The sequence below is a fragment of the Actinocorallia longicatena genome (assembly GCF_039534125.1).
Taxonomy (GTDB): Bacteria; Actinomycetota; Actinomycetes; order Streptosporangiales; family Streptosporangiaceae; genus Actinocorallia; species Actinocorallia longicatena.
In genome coordinates this window covers 21,754-41,932 of sequence record NZ_BAAAUV010000018.1, presented here as the reverse complement: position 1 = coordinate 41,932, position 20,179 = coordinate 21,754, and the positions used below count along the sequence as shown (strand labels likewise).

The following is a 20,179-nucleotide window of genomic DNA, read 5'->3' as shown; positions in this document are numbered from 1 at the left end:
GGGCAAGGTAGTCGCCCTCTCCGGAGGATGATTAGGTCAAACGACTGTACGTGCGAGGGCGCGGAGCTCGGCGCGGGCGGTGGTGCCGGTCTTGGCGAGGAGGCTGGCCACGTGGGTGTCGACCGTCCGGGGGGACAGGAACAGGCGCTCGGCGATCTGCCGGTTGGTCAGGCCCTCGGCGACCAGGGCCAGGACCTCGGTCTCACGGCTCGTGACGCCCGCCGTGCGGAGGGCGGCCGGGACGGGCGTCCTGCCGCGGGCCCGGCGGGCCGGTACGCCCGCGCGGCGCAGGAGGTCGCGGGCCAGGCGGGCCGGACGGACGTCACCGGCGTCCTCGAAGGCGGCCAGATCGGCGCGGAGGACGGGGACCGGGTCGTACCAGCCGTCGTCGAGGGCCGAGCGCATCGCGAGCGTCCGGCACAGGCGGCGCCACCAGTGGTGCTCGGCCAGCAGCGCGTCGCCGGAGGCCATCAGCGCGGCCGCTTCCGCCTTGCCGCCCGCCCGGCCCGCCGCGACCGCGTCGGCGTAGTGCAGGACGCCGAGGTTCGCCCGCCGCAGCGCCGGATAGGAGCCGCGGAGCTCGGCGCGGGCCTCCTCGCCCCCGGTGCCGGTCACGGTGCGCAGCAGCGCCCACAGGCCCCAGTGCCAGACCGGCGCCGCCTGCCGGTGCCCGCGCAGCAGCGCCACCCCCTCGTCGAAAAGGGCGGCCGCAGCGTCGAGATCCCCGCTCACCAGCCGGAGATGCCCTTCGACCAGCGGAACGGCCGCGGCGATCTCCACGGGTCCGCCGGGACGGCCCGCGGCCGCCACCAGCGCCGCCCGCATGCCCTCGGCGTCGCCGTCGTCGGCGCGGGCCTGCGCGACGATCGTCTCGGCCACCGCCTGGAGCGTCGGCAGCCGCAGGCGTCCGGCCTGCTCGGCCGCCTCCAGCGCCGCCGGTTCGGCCGCGCGCGGCCCCTCGGTCAGCAGGACGCCCTCCATCCGCAGCAGCTCGGTGACGATCACCTCGGCGAGCCGTCCGGTCCTGACGGCCAGCTCCCTGGCCTCCGCCAGCAGCGGCACCACGGGGCCCTCGGTCAGGTCCACGGTGGCCAGATTGATCAGCGCGGTGACCCGCCAGGGCCGCAGCCCGTGTTCGGCGGCGAGCTGCACCGCCTTCTCGTGGACGGCCCGCGCCGCCGCCACGTCCTGCCGCAGGAGGCACCGGCCGAGGACCACCAGCGCGCGGCAGCGCACCTCCGGATCCCCCTCCGACCGGTCGATGGCGGCCCTGGCCAGGTCGGCCGCGCGGGCCAGATCGCCCGGGCCGAACGCCATGTCCGCGGCGAGGACCAGGGCGTGCGGGTCGTCGGGACGCCCCGACCTGCGCAGGAAGGCCGCGCCGTCATCCCAGGCGCGCATCACGATCGCCGCCTCGGCCAGGCTGACGCACAGCCGGGCATGGTCGTCGCCGGTGGCCTCGTCCAGGGCCGCCGAGCCCTCCGCCAGCGCCTCGGCGGCCCGGCCGAGCAGGGTCAGCAGCCGGACGCGCTCCACCGTCACGGCGACGCCGTCGCCCGCGCGCTCCAGCAGCGTCCAGGCGTCGCGCAGCGCGCCGCGCTCCCGGTTCTCGCGGGCGAGCCGCAGGTAGACGGCGGCGGCGCGGTCCCCCTCTCCGGAGGCGGTGAGCAGCTCGGCGGCGCGCACCCCCCTGCCCGGCCGGGCGAGCAGGGCCTCAGCGGAGCGGCGGGCGAGCACGGCCCGTTCCGGCGGGGTCAGCGTCTCCAGGACCGCGTCCCTGGTCAGCGCGTGCCGCCACCGCAGCGCCTCCCCCTCCGGCACGACGAGGCGGGGCTGGGCCGCCCGCAGCGCGGCCAGAACGGTGTCCTCGCCCGCCCCGGTGACGGCGTCCAGCAGGGTCCAGTCGGGATCGCCGCCGAGCACCGCGGCCGTCTGGAGCACGCCGCGCCATCCGTCCGGCAGCCCGCCGAGAAGCTCCGCGACCATGCCGGCCAGGGTCGGCGGCACCCCCGGACCGCCCGCGACCAGCTCCTCGACCAGGAACGGCAGCCCGTCGGACTGGTCCAGCACCAGCCGCCGCAGCTCGGGTGCCAGGACACCGCCCGCACGGCGGCGGGCGAGCTCCAGCGTGCCGGCCTCGTCCAGCCGGTCGAGGCGCACGGTGTGCGCCCACCGCGGCGGCGGACGCTCCTCGTCCCGGACGGACCCGGCCAGCAGCACCGGGCAGTCCCGGACGGTCGCCGCCAGGTAGTCGAGGACGGCCATCGTGTCCGCGTCGGCCCAGTGCAGATCCTCCAGGACGAGCAGGCAGCCGCGCCCGTCGTTGAGCGCCCGCAGCAGCCGCAGCAGCCCCTCGGCCAGCACGACGACCTGGTCGAGTCCGCCGAACGGCCCGCTCTCCCCGCTCTCCCCGGTCCAGCAGGGCAGCATCCGCCCGAACGCCGGACGATAGGCGCGCAGCTCCTCACCGCCGACGGCGGGTTCGTCCCGCAGCACCCCGCCCAGGGCCTCGGCGAGTGGCCGGTAGGCCCCGGCTCCGGCGACGGCCCGTCCCCTGAGGACTGCCAGGCCCGCTCCCCCGGCGAGCCGGACGGCCTCCGACAGCAGCCGGGACTTGCCGACCCCGGCCTCCCCCGCGACGAGCAGCGCCCTGCCGCGGCCCTCGCGCACATCGGCGACCAGGCCGCGGACGAGGGCGATCTCCCCGGCCCTCCCCACGAGGTAAGACATGCGCCCAGTATCGGCACCGCCGCACCGCTCCGGCATCGGTGCCACCACGGGCATTTCGCCCCGTTCCTACGTAGGACGCTAACTCGGTAGGTACCGCCGATCCGCCGGGACGCCCCTCCCGGCGAGGCTCGTGGACGTCAGCACCGACATCCGAGGAGAAGAAATGCGCAGGTCCCTCAGCACCCTGATGGCCGCGGTCGCGATCGGCGCCGTGGTCCCGGCCGTGGCGGCGACGCCCGCCCACGCCGGGCCCGGTCCGTTCTACTGGCTGATCAACGTCGACAGCGGCAAGGCCGTCATGCCCTACAACGAGTCGAAGGCGACGGGCGCCGCCATGGTCCAGCGGACGTCGGGGAACCTCGGCGCCCAGCACTGGAAGATCGAAGGCTCCGGCACCCACCGCGTCCTGTACAACCGCAACTCGCACCTGTGCCTGCTGGCGCCGATCGGCGGCGACAGCGTCCTGCGCCAGCAGTACTGCAACGACACCACCGGCGACCTGACCGGCCGGCGCCCCATCTGGCGCTCGTCGAACCACGACGCCATGTGGGCCGGCCTCCCGGTCACCTGGAGGTCGGACTTCAGCGACCAGTGCATGGACGCCCTCGAAGCCGGCACCGCCGACGACACGCTCATCATCCAGTATCCCTGCCACGGCGGCCCCAACCAGCAGTTCCGCCTGGTCTACGTCCCCGGCACCTGATCCGCCGGGACGTTCTCCGACCTCGTCGGCTTCCCCGCTCTCACCAGGCGTTTGAGGGCGTGGAAGTCGGCGAAGCCGTCGACCTCCAGTTCCGTGGCGCCGTCGTCGCCGGTGGACTCGTGGACGCGCAGGAGGTCGCGGTCGAAGTGCTCCAGGAGCCGGACGTCGTCGAGTTCGATCCCCCGCGGCGCGCCGGACGGCATCCTCGGACGGCCCACGACGACGTCCGCGTGCACCCGGCCGCCGATGTCGAACCAGTGCTCCTCGCCGTAGAAGAGGGTGGCGTGCACGTCGCCGCCGACCAGGGCCGAGCAGTCGTTGTAGTCGCCGATGAGGCGGCCGGTGCGCAGGTCTCCGTGCACCTCCAGCCAGCCCGCGGTGACGACGTCCTTGGCCCGCATGTCGCCGGTGACGAGAAGGAAGGACTCGGGATCGTCGCCGTCGCCGTAGCAGCCGCCGACCGTGAGGTCGCCGCGGACGACGAGGAGATGGACGCCCTCTCCGGTGAGGTCCAGGTCGCCGGGGACGTCCAGTCCTCCGTCGGCGAACAGGACGTCGGTCACGTAGTCCGCGATCTCGTCCAGCGCGCCGATCATCCGCTCGGTCTTGTGGGCCTCGCGGAACAGCTCCGCGGCCTCGCGCAGCTCCGTCTCGGTGACCTGTCCGCGTTGCAGGCTCCGCACTCCGTCGATCATGCGGCCACGGTAGCGGCCCGGCGTTCGGACCGGGGCGTTCCGGGCATAGAGGCTGATGTTTCGCGGACTGGAGCGGGCCGGAGGGACGGGCATGGCGGAGCGAGTGGGGTTCGTGCTCGGCGGCGGGGGCGCGCTCGGCGCCCATGAGCTGGGGATGCTGCGCGCCCTGGACGAGCGGGGCGTCCGGCCCGACCTGGTGGTCGGGACATCGATCGGGGCGATCAACGGGGTGTTCGTGGCGGCCGATCCCGCCAAGGCCGTGGACCGGCTCCGCGAGCTGTGGGCCGGGGCGGCGGCGCGGCGGGCGTTCTCGGCGTCGCCGTGGAAGCGGATCAGGACCCTGGCGGCGTCCGGCACCCATCTCCATCCGGTGGAACCGCTCTGGCAGGCGCTGGAGGAGGTCCTTCCGGTGACGGACTTCGGCGGGCTCGCCGTCCCGTTCCAGTGCGTGGCCGCCGGGGTCGAGACCGCCATGGCCCGCTGGTTCTCCGAAGGTCCGCTGGTGCCCGCGGTCCTCGCCTCCTGCGCCGTCCCGGGGCTGCTGCCGCCGGTACGCATCGGCGGCCGCCACTACTTCGACGGCGGGCTGGTGCACAGCATCCCGGTCGGCCGCGCGGTCGAACTGGGTGCCACCACGGTCTACGTGCTGCACGTCGGCCGGATCGAACGGCCGCTGACGCCGCCGCGCCGGCCCTGGGAGGTCGGGGTCGTGGCCTTCGAGATCGCGCGGCGGCACCGGTTCTTCGAGGAGATGGCCTCGCTGCCCGAGGGCGTCACGGTCCATGTGCTGCCCGCCGGGGCGGAGAGGGCCAGGCCGGAGGGGGTGCGGCGGGGTCCGCTGTCGGCCCTGGACGCCTACACCGAGCGCGCCTACCGGGCCAGCCTCGCCTACCTCGACGAAGGAGGGCGAGCGCGGTGATGCCTCCGGTGGCCGTCCGGCGGGTGCTGTTCGTGCCGGTGCTGCCCATCCTGGCGGTCGTGCTCGCCTGCCTGTTCCTGCCCGTCGTGGTGCTCGCCGGGCTGGTGTCGCTGCTGGGCGACGGCAGGTACCGGTCGATCCGGCTGCTGCGGTTCGCCCTGGCCTGGGTGTTCTTCGAGACCTGGGCGGTCGCGGCGTGCACGCTGGTCTGGCTGGGCAGCCCGCTGGGCGGCCGGGTGCGCACCGAGCGGCTCTGGGAGCGGCACTACTCGATCATCCGCCGGTACATCGCCGGGCTGTACGGGGCGGGCGAGCGGTATCTGAACCTCAGGGTCGAGGTGGAGGGCGAGTGGGAGGCGCCCGGTCCGGAGCGGGACCCCGCGCCGCTGATCGTCCTGAGCCGGCACGCGGGCCCCGGCGACTCGCTGATCCTCGTCCACCACCTGCTCACCCATCACCACAGGCGCCCCCGGCTGGTGATGAAGGACTTCCTGCAGCTCGACCCGTGCATCGACATCGCCGCGGGCCGGCTGCCCAACGTGTTCGTCCGGAGCGCCGGATCGGGCATGACCGGGGAGATCGGCGGCCTGGCCGACCGCCTGGGCCCCGCCGACGCGCTGGTGATCTTCCCCGAGGGGGGCAACTTCACCGCGCCGCGCCGCCGCCGCGCCATCCGCAGGCTGCTGCGGCTGAACCGCCGCGACCAGGCCCTGCGGGCGACACGGATGCGGAACGTCATGCCGCCGCGTCCGGGCGGCGCGCTGGCCGCCGTCGAGGCCGCACCCGGGGCCGACGTGGTGTTCGTCGCGCACACCGGCCTGGAGCGGCTCAACTCGCTCAAGGCGGTCTGGCAGGGACTGCCGCTGACCTTCGTGGTCCGCGCCCGGTGGTGGCGGGTGCCCGCCGAAGCGATCCCCGCCGGCCGCCGGGAGCGGACCGACTGGCTGTTCACCCAGTGGGAGCGCATCGACGCCTGGATCGCCGAGAACTCCTCCGCCGTCGCCCCGCGCGGGGAGCCCGGCTGAGCCTCAGGGTGCCGAGGCGAAGGTCCGGGCGCGTTCGGCGAGGATGACCGCCCGGCTGCGCTGGACGGCCCCCGCCTGCCGGGCGGCGTACCGGAGCAGCCCGGGCGGGGTCCTGAGGGTGAGGGTGTCCTCGATCAGCGTCCCCTCCGGGACGGCGCTCAGCGCGAACCGGTAGCCGAGGGCGACGCCGCCCGGGCTTCTCACCTCGCCCCACACCGCCTCGCCGGGGGTGCCGAGCAGGCTGACCCGGATGTGGTTGTCGTGGGTGAGGAACCCGAGGAACCTGAAGCGCTCGACGGCCACGTAGGAGCCCGCGGCGACGTCATGGACGGCCACCACGAGCGGGGAGAGCCCGATGTAGTTCTCGGCCCTCATCAGATGGTCGTAGACGTCCCGCGGCGGCGCGGGCACCGTGAAGGCGGTGCGGAGGATCTTCTCGGGCATTGACGGAGCATACCGGCACGAATAGTGACAAATTTCGGGATCACATCCGGCCGGCCCGCGGCACGGCTCTCTCGGCCCTCGAGGCCTACGCGAGCAGAGAAAGGGGTAGGGCGCGGAGGGACTGAAGGAATAAGGAGGCAGCAATGGCGATCGCCACGACGAATCCCGCGACCGGCAAGGTGGAGAAGACCTTCGACGCGCTGAGCGGGCCGGAGGTCGACGAGCGGATCGGCAGAGCCGTCACGGCGTTCGGCGTCCTGCGCGGCGTGCCGCTGGAACGCAGGGCGGAGTGGATGAACGCCGCGGCCGACCTCCTGGACGCCGAGGCGGACGAGATCGCGAAGGTCATGACCACGGAGATGGGCAAGACCATCACCGCGGCCCGGGCCGAGGCCAGGAAGTGCGCCACGGCGTGCCGGTTCTACGCCGAGCACGCCCCGGAGTACCTGGCCGACCGGCCCGCCGACTCCGGTGCCGTCGGTGCTTCACAGGCCTTCGTCCGGTATCTTCCGCTCGGTCCCGTGCTCGCCGTCATGCCGTGGAACTTCCCGCTGTGGCAGGTGATCAGGTTCGCCGCCCCGGCGCTGATGGCCGGGAACACCGGGCTGCTGAAGCACTCCTCGAACGTCCCGCAGACGGCGCTGTACCTCGAGTCGCTGTTCCTGCGGGCGGGTTTCCCCGAGGGGGCGTTCCAGACCCTGCTGATCGGGTCGGGCCAGGTGGAGGCGGTCCTGCGCGACCCACGCGTCCGGGCCGTGACGCTCACCGGCAGCGAGCCCGCGGGACGCGCCGTGGGGGCCGTGGCCGGGGCGGAGGTCAAGCCGTCGGTCCTGGAACTGGGCGGCAGCGACCCGTTCGTGGTGATGCCCTCGGCCGACCTGCCCGCCGCCGCCAAGGCCGCCGCGACGTCGCGCTGCCTGAACAACGGGCAGAGCTGCATCTCGGCCAAGCGCTTCATCGTCCACGAGGACGTCGCGCAGGAGTTCGGGCGGCTGTTCGTCCAGGAGATGAGCGCCCTGAGGGTCGGTGACCCGATGGACGAGTCCACCGACGTGGGCCCGCTCGTGGACGAGAAGTCCCGCGAGGAGGTCGAGGCGTTCGTCGCCGACGCCGTCGGCAAGGGCGCGACGATCCTCTGCGGCGGCGAGCGCCCGCCCGGCGACGGCTGGTACTACCCGCCCACGGTCGTCGGCGGCGTCACCGAGGACATGCGCATGTTCGCCGAGGAGGTCTTCGCCCCGGTCGCGTCCCTGTTCACGGTCGCCTCCCTCGACGAGGCGATCACCCTGGCCAACGCCACCGACTTCGGCCTCGGCTCCAACGCCTGGACCACCGACGCCGCCGAACGCGACCGCCTCGTGGACGAACTCGAGGCGGGGCAGGTCTTCATCAACGGCATGACCACCTCCTACCCCCACCTCCCCTTCGGCGGCGTCAAGAACTCCGGCTACGGCCGCGAGCTCTCCGCCGAGGGCATCCACGCCTTCTGCAACACCAAGACGATCTGGATCGCCTGACCTCTACGGGAACGCCACCGGGGTGAGGCGGGGGGCGCGGTCCTCGACGGCCTGGGCGGCGTCCAGGAGGTGGTGTTCGGCGAATCGGGAGCCGAGGAGCTGGACGCTCGCCGGCAGGCCGTCCGCCAGGCCGGTGGGGACCGTGACGGCGGGGAAGCCCAGGACCGGGACGGAGGTCATCGGCCACTGGGCCGCGAAGAGGCTCTTGCCGCGCTCGGCGTCGAGGATGTCGGCGTCCTGCTCGAAGGGGGGCTCGGCGGAGGCCGGGGTCAGCACGATCGTGCCGTCGCCGAGCAGTTCCTGAAGGCGGGTGATCAGCGTCGCCCGGCGGGCCCAGCCCTGGATGTAGGCCGGCAGGCCGGGCTCGGCGCCCCACAGTTCGGCGGCGGCCTCGAAGCCGAGCGCCAGGTTGATCCGGGTGGCCTCGTCTCCCAGCTCGCGCATGCCGGACGCCATGGTCTTCAGGTCCTCCATCAGCAGCAGCGACCACAGCCGCGCCGCCTCGCCCAGCAGCGGGAGGGCGGTCTCCTCGACGGCGTATCCGGCCTCGGCCAGCCATCTCGCCGCGGCGTCCACGGCGGCGTCCGCGCTCGGGTGCGGTGCGGCCAGGCCCGCGTCCCTGACGACCAGGACGCGGACCGTCCCGGCCGGGCGCGCCGGCGCGGGCAGCGCAGGGACGCCGAACGGGTCGCGCAGGTCGGGACGTGCCATCGCGGTCAGCGCCAGCCGGGCGTCGGCGACGGTCCGGGTGATCGCCCCCTGGACGGCCCACGCCTGGAAGCTCAGCGGGAACTCCGGCGCCGAGGGGTCCGGCGCCGCCCAGCCGGAGACCAGCCCCGTGGACGGGCGGAGGCCCACCAGCCCGCAGCAGGCGGCGGGGTACCGGATCGACCCGGCGATGTCGTTGCCCTGACCGATCGGGGTCATGCCCGCCGCCACCCCGCTCGCCGCGCCCCCGCTGGAGCCGCCGGGCGTGCGCGCGGCGTCGAAGGGGTTGAGGGTCCGCCCGTGCGGGTCGTTCGCGGAGAACCAGCGCATCGAGAAGGCCGGCACGTTGCTGCGGCCGAGGAACACCGAACCGGCCTCCCGCAGGGCGGCGACGCACGCGTCGTCCTCCACGGCCCTGGCCCGCGCGGCGACCGAGAGGCCGTGGCTCGTCAGGGCCCCGCGCTCGGCGGTGTTCAGCTTGGTCGAGACCGGGACTCCGTGCAGCGGGCCGAGCTCCGCGCCCGCGGCCACCGCGGCGTCGGCCAGGCGGGCGGCGGCCAGCGCGTCCTCGGGACGCACGTCGACCAGGGCGTTCAGCACCGGGTTGGTCTCCTCGATCCGGCCCAGGCAGGACCGGACGGTCTCCTCCGAGGAGAAGTCGCCGGTCGCGATGCCCGCCGCGAGCTCGGTCGCCGATAGCTGCCAGAGTTCCATGTCCGCTCCTAGGTCGATCGTGGGATCGCGAGGAGAGTACGTGATGCAACGCTGATGTACAACGGTGTTGTATTTCGGGTCGCGTGTCGTTACCGTACGGACCATGCCGATGGAGATTGACGTCACCCAGCGACTCGCCACGATCGCCGAGGCCACCCTCGAGATCGTGGCGACGGGCGGGCTCGACGGCGTGAGCATCAGGTCCGTGGCCAAGCGGATCGGCGGCTCCACCACGCTCGTCACCAACTACCTGCCCACCCGCGAGGCCCTGCTGCGCAATGCGATCGAACACGCGTTCCAGTCGTGGGGTGGCGAGATCGACCAGGTCGTGGCGGGAGAGGAGGCCGCGGACCGCCTCGGCGCCGTCGCCCGGTGGTCGGTCACGACCACCGGGGACGACCAGGTGCTGCGCAGGCTCTTCATGGAGATCCTGGGCCGCAGCGGGCCCGACTCCGAGGCACTGGGGGTGCTCAGGGAGGATTCCCGGCGCAGCCTCGACCTGCTGGGCGAGGCGGCCCGCGACGCCGGGGCCGGTGACGCCGCCTTCACCGCCGACGTCCTGCACCTCGTTCTGCGCGGCTTCTACGTCTCCAGCCTCGAGGATCCCGAACGCTGGGAGGACGGCCGGATGCCCGGCCTCGTCGACCGGCTCGTCAGCCTCCTGACGGCCGGGAGGCGGGCCCCGTGACGGCCGGCGAGCACAGGCTCCGCGCCCCGCCGGGCCTCCCCCGGCACCGAACCTCTCCTTGAGCGATCGCCTCCCCTTCCCACCCCGCGATCGGCACGTCTCCCCAGTGATCGACCACCCGGGCCGAGCCATGCCCTGAAACGGGCCGCCGCCCGTGGCGACCACGACGTCCGATCACCCGCGCGCCAGCGCCACCCCTCCACCGGCCCGCCCCAGCTCGAAGGGTCTCTTCGCCATGCCTTCCTTCTTTTCAGCCTCAGCCTCTCTCACGGCCGTCCTCGTCGGCGCAGGCGCCCTCACCGGGTGCGCCGGGAACGGCGGGCCGTCCGGCGGCACGCCGTCCACGCGGACCTTCACCACCGCGGTCCCCGCCCCGGTGAAGGAGGTCGGCACCGTCACCTGGAACATCCCCGCGGGCGAGCCGCCCACCCTGGACCCGGCCCAGTCCGCGATCCTTTCGGTCAGCACCGTCGTGTCCAACGTGTGCGAGGGCCTGTTCACCCTCGGCCCCGGTTACGAGCCCGAGCCCGCCCTGGCCACCTCGGTCGAGCACCCCGACCCGCTCACCTACAAAATCGCCCTGCGGGAGGGCGTGAAGTTCTGGGACGGAAAGGCCGTCACCCCCGAGGACGTCGTCTACAGCGTCCGGCGCGTCCTCGATCCCAAGCTGGGCTCCTCCTGGATCAGCTGGGCCACGAACCTGCGGTCGATCGACGTCACCGGCCGCTCCGAGGTCACGATCAGGCTCGCGAAGCCGGACGCCCTCGTCCCGAACTTCTTCGCCATGCCCGCCTTCTACGTCGTGCAGAAGGACTTCGCCGAGGCCGCGGGCCGTGACTTCGGCTCCGCCGAGGGCGGCCTGATGTGCACCGGCCCCTACAAGGTGGCGAACTGGACCCAGGCGCAGCACCTCACCCTCACCCGCAACGACGGCTGGTGGAACACCGCGGCCAGGCCCAAGGTCGAGAACGTCCGCTTCACCTTCATCACCGACCCCTCGGCGCAGGCCGCGGCGCTGGCCGGCGGCGAGGTCGACGGCCAGTTCATCGTCCCGCCCTCCGCCTACGGGCGGCTGGAGGAGAAGGGGCACCTGCTGTTCGGGCCGAGCATGTCCCCGACCTTCCTGTCGGTCCTCAATCCCCAGGGCCCGCTCGGCGACCCCGCGATCCGGCAGGCCTTCCAGGCCGTCATCGACTACAAGGGCATCCTCGGCGCGGTCTACAAGGGCACCGCCCAGCCGCTGCGGGCCCTGGTCCCGCCGGAGGCCTGGGGTTACGCGAAAGATCTCTACCAGGCCGAGTACGACAGGCTTCCCGAACCCGCCCAGGACCTCGCCAGGGCCGCGAAGCTGCTCGGCGGCTCCGCCAAGGCCAAGGAGAAGATCGTCCTGGCCTACACGACCGCCATCGACGAGGAGAACCAGACCGCGACGGCCATCGCCGACTCCGCCACCCGGGCGGGGCTGAACGTCGAGCTGAAGCCGCTCACGGCCGAGCAGTACGGCGCGGTGTTCACCTCACCGCCCGCACGCGCGGGCATCGACCTGTTCCTGTCGTCGGGCTACCTCGACTTCCCCGAGCCGCTCGCCTACTACCAGTTCTTCACGACCGGCAGCTTCTACAACTTCGGCGGCTACTCCAACAAGGCCTACGACGCCGCCATCACCGCCGCGATCGCCGCGGAGGACCCGGCCGCGCGCGCCCGCGAGGTGGCCAAGGCCCAGACCATCATGGCGACGGACCTGGTCAACATCCCGATCGTGACGCAGTCCCTGAACGTCTACTACGCCCGGCACCTGACCGGCCTCGTCCCCCGGCAGACCTACGTCAACACGCCGTGGGCCGCTTCCCTCGGCGGCGAGTGACCGATGCGAGTGCCGAAGAAGGCCCCCGCTCCCTGGACGGGCGCCGCCCTGTGGGCGGGACGGCGGGCCGCGGGCGCGCTGCTCACCGTCCTGATCGCCTCGATCGTCATCTACGGGGCGCTCCGGCTGGTCCCCGGCGATCCGGTCGCGGCACTGACCGCCGGCCGCCGCCTGACCCCGGCCCAGATCGAGGCGCTGCGCCACGAGCACCATCTCGACCAGGGCTTCGTCCGGGGATACCTGGACTGGCTCGGCGGGGTGCTGCGGCTGGACCTCGGCACGTCGCTGACCTACCAGGACGGCGTCCGGTCACTGATCGGCGGCAGGCTCGGCGTGTCCGGGCTGCTCGTCCTGTACTCGGCGACGCTGGCGATCGTCCTCGGCACCGCGACGGCCCTGGTCTCCGCCGTCCGCGGCGGCCTCGCCGACCGGATCGCGGGCGTCGCGGCGGCCGTCACCACGGCCACGCCCACGTTCGTCGCGGCCATCGGGCTGCTGTCGGTCTTCGCCGTCGGCCTCGGCTGGTTTCCCTCCACCGGCGCGGGCACCGGCCTCGCCGACCGGCTGTGGCACCTGACCCTGCCGGCGATCGCGATGGCCCTGGCGGCCTTCGGCGTCCTCGCCAGGGTCGGCCACGCCGCCTTCCGCGAGGAGGCGGGGCGTGAGCACGTCGAGGTCGCGCGCAGCCGCGGCGTCGGCGGCGCCGCCCTGATCCGCAGGCACGTGGTGCGCAACGCGCTGGCGCCGCTGCTCACGATCATCGGGCTGCTGGTGGCGAGCCTGTTCGTCGGCACCGCCGTGGTGGAGAGCGCGTTCGGCCTGGACGGCGTCGGCTCCCTGCTCGTCGGCTCGGTGGCGCGGCGGGACTTCCCGGTCGTCCAGGGGATCGCCCTGATCGCCGTCGTCCTGTTCGTCACGGTCAACACCCTGGTCGACCTGGCGCTGCCGTTCGTCGACCCGCGCGTCACCAGCGGAGGGCCCCGCCGATGACCCTCACGATCCCCGCCCTGCGCGCCGGACGCGCGGCCCGCGGCAGGCGGCGCCCGCTCACGCTGACCCTCGCGCTCGCGTTCCTGTCCCTCGTCGTGGTGACGGCGGTCCTCGCGCCCGTCCTCGCCCCTCACTCGCCGCAGGCCACGAGCCTCCTGGACGCCCTGGCCCCGCCCGGGACGGCCGGGCACTGGCTGGGCACCGACTCCACCGGCCGGGACGTGCTGTCGCGGCTGATGTACGGGGCCCGGCTGTCCCTGCTCGCTCCGCTCGGCGTCGTCCTGCTGTCGGCACTGCTCGGAACCGCGATCGGCCTGCTGGCGGCGCGCGCGGGCGGCTGGACCGACGCCCTGCTGTCCCGCGCCATGGACATCGTGTTCGCCTTCCCCAGCCTGCTGCTGGCGATGCTCGTCGTCGCGGTGTGCGGTCCCGGGCTGACCGCTCCGATCTGCGCGCTGGCCGTCGGCTACACCCCGTTCGTCGGCCGGGTCGTCCGCAACGTGGCGATCCAGGAGGGGGCACGGCCCTATCTGGAGGCCTACCGGGTCATGGGCTTCGGCGAGCTCGCGCTGACCCTCCGCCATCTGCTGCCCAACGTGACGCCGATGCTCGTCGCGCAGAGCGCTCTGTCGTTCGGCTACGCGATGGTCGACCTGGCCTCGCTGTCCTATCTGGGGCTCGGGGTGAGGCCCCCGGACGCCGACTGGGGCTCGATGATCAGCCAGGCCCGGGGGGCGATCCTCCAGGGCGAGCCGTGGAGCGGCCTGCTGCCCGGAGCCGCGGTCCTGCTGACGGTCGTCAGCGTCACCGTCGTCGGCGAGCACTTCGGCGCCGGAAGGAAGCGGGGTGAGCGCGGATGACCTCGCGCTCCGGACATGAGAACGCCCTCGACATCGCCGGGCTCGGCCTGGCCGTCGGCTCGGGGGAGAACGCCGTCCCGCTGCTGTCCGGCGTCTCGGTCAGGGTCGGGCGGGGCGAGACCGTCGGCCTCGTCGGCGAGTCGGGCTCGGGCAAGTCGCTGACCGCGCGTTCCGCGCTCGGGATGCTGCCCGCGGGGGCGCGCACCGAGGGCAGGGTGACGGTGGCGGGCGTGGACGTGCTCTCCGCCGGGCGCGGGGAGCTGCGCGACCTGCGCCGCACCCGGGCGTCCATGATCTTTCAGGATCCGCGGGCGTCGCTCAATCCGGTCCGCCGGATCGGCGACTACCTCACCGAGGGGCTGCGGGCCCGCGGCGAACGGCCGCGGGCCGCCGGGGAACGCGCGCTCGACCTGCTCGAACAGGTCGGGATCCGGGATCCGCGAGCGGCCGTGCGGCGGTTCCCGCACGAGTTCTCCGGCGGCATGCTCCAGCGGGTCGTGATCGCGGGAGCGCTGTCCACCGAACCCGAGCTGCTGCTCGCCGACGAGCCGACCACGGCTCTCGACGTCACGACCCAGGCCGAGGTGGTCGCGCTGCTGAAGGACCTCCAGCGGGCTCACGGCACCGGGATGCTCTTCGTGACCCACGACCTCGATCTCGCCGCGGCGATCTGCGACCGGGTGTACGTCATGTACGCGGGCCGCATCGTCGAGGAGTCGGCGGGGGCGGCGCTGTTCGGCTCCCCTGCCCACCCCTACACACGGGCCCTGCTCGAGGCGAGCCCGTCGGTGCACGGCGACAGGGCGGTGATCAGGGCGATCGCCGGTCATCCGCGGTCGCTCGCCGACGCCCCCGCGGGCTGCGCCTTCCGGGACCGCTGCCCGCAGGCCGCCGGCGACTGCGCCGAGACCGTCCCGGGACTCGGCTCGCACGGGCCGTCGCTCGTCGCCTGCCTCCATCCGGAAGGAGCCGCCTCGTGAGCGAGCCCGTCCTCAGCGTGAAATCGCTGGTGAAGACGTTCGGATCCGTCACCGCGGTCGACGACGTGAGCTTCGACCTGATGCCGGGGGCCTCCCTCGGGATCGTCGGGGAGTCCGGATCGGGCAAGACCACGACGGCCCGGATCCTGGCCGGGCTGGAACGCCCGACGTCGGGGACCGTGACGCTCGACGGCCGTCCCGCCGCGAGCCGGGGGCGCCGCGCCCGGCTCCGGCAGGCGGGCCTGCTTCAGATGATCTTCCAGGATCCGTACGGGTCCTTCGATCCGCGGCGGACCGTCGCGCAGTCCGTCGAGGAGCCGCTGCGGCTGCACTCCGGCGGCTCGGCGCGCGACCGCGCGGCCAGGGTCGCCGAGCTCCTCGACCAGGTCGGGCTCAGCGCCCGGGCCGGGGACTCCCTGCCCCGCGACCTGTCGGGCGGGCAGCGGCAGCGCGCCGCGATCGCCCGGGCGCTCGGCATCCGGCCGCGCGTCCTCGTGCTCGACGAGTCGGTCGCCGCCTTGGACGTCTCGATCCAGGCGCAGATCCTCACCCTCCTCGACGAGCTGCGCAGGGCCTCGGGCATCTCCTACGTCTTCGTCAGCCACGACCTGGCGGTGGTGCGCTACATCACCGACACCGCGATCGTCATGCGGCACGGCCGCGTCGTCGAGCGCGGCGAGACCGAGCGGATCCTGCGCCACCCCCGGCACCCCTACACCCGCCTGCTGCTCGACTCGATCCCCTCGCCCGGCTGGGACCCCGGCCGGGTGGCCGGGGACCGCCGCGCGCTCGACGCCTGAGCCGCCCCCACCTCACCACGGAGCCCTCACTTGCCTCATCCGACCCATCCCCAGAAGACGGGCCCGGCCGCGCCGCCCCCCGACGCCGTCCCCCTGACGATCCCCATGCGAGACGGGGTGACGCTGGCCGCCGACCTCTATGTCGCCGATCCCGGACTCCCCAACGCCGTCGTGCTGGTCCGCCTGCCCTATGACAAGGACGGCCCCTACTGCTTCATGCCCGAGATCGCCCGTTACCTCCTGGCCGGCGGCTACACCGTGGTCGTCCAGGACGTCCGGGGCAAGTACCGTTCGCAGGGCCGGACGGAGTTCGCGCTCCACGAGCCCGGCGACGGCCACGACACCCTGGAGTGGATCTCCCGTCAGCCCTGGTCCGACGGCGACGTCGTCATGTGGGGCGACTCCTACTACGGCTACACGGCCATCGCCGCCGCCTCCGCCGGCCATCCGGCGCTGAAGGCGATCGCGCCCCGCCTCACCGGCTCCCAGCTGTCGATGGTCCTCGACCACGGCGACGGCACCGGGGACGTCGAGCAGACGGCCCGAAAGATGTACTTCGCCTCCCACTACGTGAACTCCGGCCGGTACGAGTGGGAGCCCGACTGGAGCGTCCGGCCGCTGAGGGAGGAGTTCGAGCGGTTCTTCACCGGGATCGGCGAGCGGTCGGCCTGCTTCGACGCCGAGTTCGAGGGCGCGACCCCCTTCGTCCCGCCGCCGGTGAAGGCGCTGCTGGCGAGCCCGCCGGTGCCCGCGCTCTACACGATCGGCTGGTTCGACAACTGCGCCGTCTGGTCCTGGCACGACGTCCGGGCCCTGGCGGCCGACCCCGCCTGGTCCGAGGGGCTCCGGCTGCGGCTGGAGGCCACCGACCATGAGAACTACCGGCTGGCCGACGCGCCCGTCGCACCCGGGGACGACCACACCGCGGACCCGGCGGCGCTGGCGCGGATGCTCCCCCGCTACCTCGATCCCGCGCTCGCCTTCTTCGACGCGGTCCTCGGCCGCTCCTGCGACCTCGCCGCGTTCCCCCGGGTCCGCTACGAGGTCTGCCACGGCGCGTGGCACGACGGCGACGCCTGGCCTCCTCCGCACGCCGCGGAGCTGAGCCTTACGCTGGGATCCGGCGGCCGGCTCGGCACCGCCCCGCCGGATCGGGAGCGGCTGCTGGAGTGGGTGCACGATCCCGCCGATCCCGTCCCCTCCCCGGGTGCGAACCCGTTCGCCGCTCTCTTCGACCGCGCCGACCTGAGCGCCGCCGGGGACCGTCCCGACGTGGTCCGCTTCACCGGGCCCGCCGTGGACGCCGACACCGATCTGCTCGGCGGCGCGGTCCTGCTGCTCCGCATGGCCGCGCCCGCCGGGACCCATGTCCACGCCCGGCTGCTCGACGCCTCCCCCGGCGGGGCCGCGCATCTCATCGCCCGCGGCCAGGTGCGCTGCGACGGGCGCCCGCCGGAGCGCGAGACCGTCCTCGACCTGCTGGACGTCGCCTACCGGCTGCGGGCCGGGCACCGGCTGGTGCTCGACCTCATGAGCGGCGACTTCCCCGACTTCGTGCCCGAAGCCACCGTCGGGGCCGACCCCTGGACGAGCCCGCACGCCGGGCCGTCCGCGCGAGGTGTCGTCCTCGGCGGATCCCCCGCCTCACGCCTGCTGATCGGCGGGCCCCAGCCTCACGACCTCAGGAGCCGAGCATGACCTTCGCCCCTCAGCTCACCTTCGCGTTCGAGATCAGGGCCTATCTGTCCCCCAGCCTCCACATCGGGCACGGGGACGGCGAGAAGACCGAGTTCACGCCCATCGTCGGCGGCACCGTCGAGGGGCCGATGCTGCGCGGTACCGTCCTGCCCGGCGGCGGTGACTGGTCGAGCCTGCGCGGCGGGATCTGCGAGCTCGACGCCCGCTACCTGCTCCGGGCCGAGGACGGCGCGATCATCGACATCGTCAACCGGGGCTTCTACCACGAGGGATCGGCCTGCCCCGGCCAGTTCGACGGCGGCCTCCAGGTGTCCAGTGAGGGCGTTTACTACCGGACGTCACCGGTCTTCCGGACCGACGCCCCCGCCCACCGCTGGCTCGCCGAGACGGTCTTCGTCGGGCTGGCCCGCGAGGCGGCCGAGGACGCCGTCGCCATCCGCATGTACGCCGTGGCCTGAGGAGCGACGGATCAGACGATCGGGACTCAGACGATGGGGAGGTCGTGGAAGGCGGTGACCACCGACAGGTCGGCCTCGACCGCCGCCGCCGTCTCCTCCAGCGGGCCGAGCAGCCGGGCGAGGGTCTGGTCAGGCGTCTCCCGTCCGGTGGGGCAGGAGACGCCGAGGGCCGCCACGGCCCGTCCCGACCGGTCGCGGACGGGGACGGCCAGCGAGCGCAGGCCGTCCTCGAGCTCGTGGTCGACCAGGCTGTGGCCGTCGCGGCGGACCGCCGCGAGGGGTGCGGCGTCCGGCTCGGCGCGGGCGTCGGCGGGATCGAGGTCGGCGAGCAGGACCCGGCCCAGGGCCGTCACCCGGGCGGGGAGACGGGTGCCGACCTCGATCGTCGCGCGCATCAGCCGGCCGGCCGGGGCGCGGGCCACGTAGCGGGCTTCGGCGCCGTCCAGGACGGCGAGCGAGGCCGAGTCGTCGACCCTGGCGACGAGGGCGGCGAGATGCGGGCGGGCCAGGTCGCCGAACGACAGGGCCGTCAGCGACCGGTAGCCGAGGTCGAGCACCGACGGCAGCAGCACGAACCTGCGGCCGTCCGCTCGGACGTGCCCGAGGTGGGCGAGGCCGAGCAGTGCGCGCCGGGCCGTCGCCCGCGGCAGCCCGGTGCGCCCGGCGACCTCCGACAGGGTCAGCCCGCCCGGGGTTCCGAGCGCGGTCAGCACCGACAGGCCACGGCCGAGTGAGGACAGCAGGTCGGGTCCCAGCTCGGGCGGGACGGCCGGGACGTAGCCCGGTTCGGCGGGGGCGGCGAGGGCCGTCTCCATCCCGGCGGCGCGGCGGGCCAGGACCGGGCCCGCGTGCTCGAGGAGCGACGCCGCGGTGTGCCTGCTGGTGTGGCTGACCACGCTCACCGCGCAGACGGCCGTCCCGGCGGTGTCGCGCAGCGGCACGGCCACCGCGATCAGCCCCGGTTCGATCAGCTGGTCGTCGACGGAGTAGCCGTCGGCGACGGCGGCGGTGATCCGGCCGTCGAAGGAGTCCGAGGGCAGCGGCGGGATGGAGAACCGGCCGGGGTCGGGACGGTCCCGCCGGCCCCGCCGGGTCTCCTCGTCCCAGTCGGCGGCGAACAGCGGGCCGGGAGCGCAGCGCTCGGCGGGCAGGAGGTCACCGACCCGGAACGCCACCGACATGGTGCGGCGGCGGGGCGACTGGGCGACGAAGCGGACGCCGTCGCGGTCGGGGACCGCCAGCGAGACCGACTCGTCGAGCTCGTCGGCGAGGGCCACGGCCTGGGCGGCGAGCTCCTCGCACAGGCCCGTCCCGGCCAGGTAGGCGTTGCCCGGCTCCATGGCCTGCGGGGCGAGCACCACGTCCCGCTCCCGCACCCGGAGATGGCCCGCCGCGGCGAGCGTGGCGATGATCCGGTCGACCGTCGAGCGGGCCAGGCCCGTGGCGCGGGCCAGGTCGGCGGGGCGCATCGGCGCCCTGGCCCGGCTGATGGTCCCGAGGACCTCCAGGCCGCGCTCCAGCGGCCCGGCGGCCCCCGCTTCCCCTCCTTCACCCATGCGAAGCCCTCCCATTGACAGTCCCGCGCCCCAAGGCCAATACTGCCGGACACACTAGCGAACAAAAGTTCGCTGGGCGAACATGAGAGGCAGTGATGACCGACCAGGCGACGATCGACCAGGAGATCACCGACCGGCGCGGCTCCCGGCCCGGACGGACGCACCCGCCCCGCGACTACGCCCCCTACCGCAGCACCGCCCTCCGCCATCCCGCGCACCCCCCGGTCGCGGTGAAGGACCCGGACGCCGTGGAACTGTCGGGCCCCGTCTTCGGCACCGGCGACGTGACCCCGTTCGACCACGACCTGACCGTGCACCACCCCGGCCAGCCCCTCGGCGAGCGCATCACCGTCACCGGCCGGATCCTCGACCGGGCGGGACGGCCCGTCCGCGGCCAGCTCGTCGAGATCTGGCAGGCCAACGCCGCGGGCCGCTACGCCCACGAGCGCGACGACCACCCCGCGCCGCACGACCCGAACTTCACCGGCGTCGGCCGCTGCCTGACCGGCGACGACGGCCGGTACGCCTTCACGACGATCAAGCCCGGCGCCTACCCCTGGCGCAACCACCGCAACGCCTGGCGCCCCGCCCACATCCACTTCTCCCTCTTCGGGACGGCCTTCGCCCAGCGGCTCGTCACCCAGATGTACTTCCCCGGCGACCCCCTGTTCGCCTACGACCCGATCCTCCAGTCGGTGACCGAGCAGGCCGCCCGCGAACGGCTCGTGTCCGCCTACGACCACGATCTCTCGGTGCCGGAGTGGTCGCTCGGCTACCGCTGGGACATCGTCCTGGACGGCCCGGCCGCCACCCTGTTCGAGGAGGCCTGA

General features: G+C 74.0%; 18 protein-coding genes. 13 read left to right on the top strand and 5 right to left on the bottom strand.

Going from position 1 to position 20,179, the window contains the following annotated elements:
* Window positions 1-36: 36 nt before the first annotated feature.
* A complete protein-coding gene (locus tag ABD785_RS28665; RefSeq protein WP_344834434.1) occupies window positions 37-2,730 on the bottom strand; it encodes an ATP-binding protein in 2,694 nt (897 codons plus the stop codon).
* Between the two features lie 163 nt (window positions 2,731-2,893).
* Between ABD785_RS28665 and ABD785_RS28660 the strand changes: the two genes are divergently transcribed.
* On the top strand, window positions 2,894-3,433 hold the full coding sequence (locus tag ABD785_RS28660) for an RICIN domain-containing protein (protein WP_344834432.1): 540 nt from the start codon (window positions 2,894-2,896) through the stop codon (window positions 3,431-3,433).
* On the opposite strand, the gene ABD785_RS28655 is transcribed toward ABD785_RS28660, so the two are convergent.
* Window positions 3,415-4,128, bottom strand: a complete 714-nt coding sequence (locus ABD785_RS28655) for a hypothetical protein (RefSeq protein ID WP_344834429.1) — start codon at window positions 4,126-4,128, stop codon at window positions 3,415-3,417. The two genes, ABD785_RS28660 and ABD785_RS28655, sit on opposite strands and share 19 nt — an antisense overlap.
* A 91-nt stretch (window positions 4,129-4,219) precedes the next feature.
* On the opposite strand from ABD785_RS28655, the gene ABD785_RS28650 reads away from it, so the two are divergent.
* Both ABD785_RS28650 and ABD785_RS28645 read left to right on the top strand, forming a co-directional pair.
* On the top strand, window positions 4,220-5,047 hold the full coding sequence (locus ABD785_RS28650; protein ID WP_344834427.1) for a patatin-like phospholipase family protein: 828 nt from the start codon (window positions 4,220-4,222) through the stop codon (window positions 5,045-5,047).
* Complete coding sequence (locus tag ABD785_RS28645; RefSeq protein ID WP_344834681.1) at window positions 5,047-6,072, top strand: 1-acyl-sn-glycerol-3-phosphate acyltransferase; 1,026 nt, start codon at window positions 5,047-5,049, stop codon at window positions 6,070-6,072. Before ABD785_RS28650 ends, ABD785_RS28645 begins: the two co-directional genes overlap by 1 nt.
* A gap of 3 nt (window positions 6,073-6,075) precedes the next feature.
* On the opposite strand, the gene ABD785_RS28640 is transcribed toward ABD785_RS28645, so the two are convergent.
* Entirely contained in the window at window positions 6,076-6,516 is a 441-nt protein-coding gene (locus ABD785_RS28640) for an SRPBCC family protein (protein ID WP_344834424.1), read from the bottom strand.
* Between the two features lie 143 nt (window positions 6,517-6,659).
* Here ABD785_RS28640 and ABD785_RS28635 point away from each other — a divergent pair, with 143 nt between their 5' ends.
* Entirely contained in the window at window positions 6,660-8,033 is a 1,374-nt protein-coding gene (locus tag ABD785_RS28635; protein WP_344834422.1) for an NADP-dependent succinic semialdehyde dehydrogenase, read from the top strand.
* Window positions 8,034-8,036: 3 nt separating this feature from the next.
* On the opposite strand, the gene ABD785_RS28630 is transcribed toward ABD785_RS28635, so the two are convergent.
* Window positions 8,037-9,455 (bottom strand): amidase, encoded by a 1,419-nt coding sequence (locus ABD785_RS28630; RefSeq protein WP_344834420.1) that lies wholly within the window; start codon window positions 9,453-9,455, stop codon window positions 8,037-8,039.
* Window positions 9,456-9,558: 103 nt separating this feature from the next.
* Between ABD785_RS28630 and ABD785_RS28625 the strand changes: the two genes are divergently transcribed.
* The 8 genes from ABD785_RS28625 (at window position 9,559) to ABD785_RS28590 (ending at window position 17,793) form a co-directional block, all read left to right on the top strand.
* Window positions 9,559-10,143 carry a TetR/AcrR family transcriptional regulator gene (locus ABD785_RS28625; protein WP_344834418.1) on the top strand — a complete coding sequence of 195 codons (585 nt, stop codon included), beginning with the start codon at window positions 9,559-9,561 and terminating at the stop codon, window positions 10,141-10,143.
* Window positions 10,144-10,378: 235 nt separating this feature from the next.
* Window positions 10,379-12,007, top strand: coding sequence for an ABC transporter substrate-binding protein (locus ABD785_RS28620; RefSeq protein ID WP_344834415.1), 1,629 nt, complete (start codon window positions 10,379-10,381; stop codon window positions 12,005-12,007).
* Window positions 12,008-12,010: 3 nt separating this feature from the next.
* A complete protein-coding gene (locus ABD785_RS28615) occupies window positions 12,011-12,997 on the top strand; it encodes an ABC transporter permease (RefSeq protein ID WP_344834412.1) in 987 nt (328 codons plus the stop codon).
* Complete coding sequence (locus tag ABD785_RS28610) at window positions 12,994-13,857, top strand: ABC transporter permease (RefSeq protein ID WP_344834409.1); 864 nt, start codon at window positions 12,994-12,996, stop codon at window positions 13,855-13,857. The genes ABD785_RS28615 and ABD785_RS28610 overlap by 4 nt, the downstream gene beginning before the upstream one ends.
* A complete protein-coding gene (locus ABD785_RS28605; protein WP_344834407.1) occupies window positions 13,854-14,837 on the top strand; it encodes an ABC transporter ATP-binding protein in 984 nt (327 codons plus the stop codon). Before ABD785_RS28610 ends, ABD785_RS28605 begins: the two co-directional genes overlap by 4 nt.
* The gene (locus ABD785_RS28600; protein ID WP_344834405.1) at window positions 14,834-15,637 is read left to right on the top strand and encodes an ABC transporter ATP-binding protein; all 804 of its coding nucleotides are present in this window, start codon (window positions 14,834-14,836) and stop codon (window positions 15,635-15,637) included. Before ABD785_RS28605 ends, ABD785_RS28600 begins: the two co-directional genes overlap by 4 nt.
* A 30-nt stretch (window positions 15,638-15,667) precedes the next feature.
* Window positions 15,668-17,335 (top strand): CocE/NonD family hydrolase, encoded by a 1,668-nt coding sequence (locus ABD785_RS28595; protein WP_344834402.1) that lies wholly within the window; start codon window positions 15,668-15,670, stop codon window positions 17,333-17,335.
* Window positions 17,332-17,793 (top strand): DUF3237 domain-containing protein, encoded by a 462-nt coding sequence (locus tag ABD785_RS28590; protein ID WP_344834400.1) that lies wholly within the window; start codon window positions 17,332-17,334, stop codon window positions 17,791-17,793. The genes ABD785_RS28595 and ABD785_RS28590 overlap by 4 nt, the downstream gene beginning before the upstream one ends.
* A gap of 26 nt (window positions 17,794-17,819) precedes the next feature.
* Here the strand turns inward: ABD785_RS28590 and ABD785_RS28585 are convergent, their stop codons facing one another.
* Complete coding sequence (locus ABD785_RS28585) at window positions 17,820-19,349, bottom strand: IclR family transcriptional regulator domain-containing protein (RefSeq protein WP_344834397.1); 1,530 nt, start codon at window positions 19,347-19,349, stop codon at window positions 17,820-17,822.
* Window positions 19,350-19,444: 95 nt separating this feature from the next.
* On the opposite strand from ABD785_RS28585, the gene pcaH reads away from it, so the two are divergent.
* Window positions 19,445-20,179, top strand: coding sequence for a protocatechuate 3,4-dioxygenase subunit beta (gene pcaH, locus ABD785_RS28580; RefSeq protein WP_344834394.1), 735 nt, complete (start codon window positions 19,445-19,447; stop codon window positions 20,177-20,179).